Origin of the sequence: Bacillus sp. Xin1 (assembly GCF_013314535.1) — a bacterium.
In the GTDB taxonomy this organism is placed as follows: domain Bacteria; phylum Bacillota; class Bacilli; order Bacillales; family Bacillaceae_G; genus Bacillus_A.
In genome coordinates, this window is record NZ_JABUAE010000177.1 from 1 (window position 1) to 496 (window position 496).

Here is a 496-nt window from a genome sequence, read left to right on the forward strand (position 1 = left end):
AGACTGCTCCACCCCGCGACGATATAATATTATTTTAAAAATGGAGGAGGTAGAGGGATTCGAACCCCCGCGCGACTCTCGCCGCCTGTCGGTTTTCAAGACCGATCCCTTCAGCCGAACTTGGGTATACCTCCATGAAGTAAATATTAATTATATCTTTTAGTTATCTGTATATGTCTAATAGTTTTTCTAACTATTCAATCATTCCATTTTAATTATTATAAAATGGAGGAGGTAGAGGGATTCGAACCCCCGCGCGACTCTCGCCGCCTGTCGGTTTTCAAGACCGATCCCTTCAGCCAGACTTGGGTATACCTCCAATAAATAACTAAAGTGGAGCCTAGCGGGATCGAACCGCTGACCTCCTGCGTGCAAGGCAGGCGCTCTCCCAGCTGAGCTAAGGCCCCATGTTTTTTAATATCGGGAAGACAGGATTTGAACCTGCGACCCCCTGGTCCCAAACCAGGTGCTCTACCAAGCTGAGCCACTTCCCGTC

4 tRNA genes are annotated in these 496 nt (G+C 48.2%); all 4 read right to left on the reverse strand.

The features are described 5' to 3' along the window. Positions 1–41: 41 nt before the first annotated feature. Positions 42–134, reverse strand: a tRNA-Ser gene (locus HRG09_RS28385). A gap of 92 nt (positions 135–226) precedes the next feature. Then, positions 227–319 (reverse strand) — tRNA-Ser (locus tag HRG09_RS28390). A gap of 15 nt (positions 320–334) precedes the next feature. Beyond that, a tRNA-Ala gene (locus HRG09_RS28395) sits at positions 335–407 on the reverse strand. A gap of 13 nt (positions 408–420) precedes the next feature. Then, positions 421–494, reverse strand: a tRNA-Pro gene (locus HRG09_RS28400). Between the last annotated feature and the right edge of the window lie 2 nt (positions 495–496).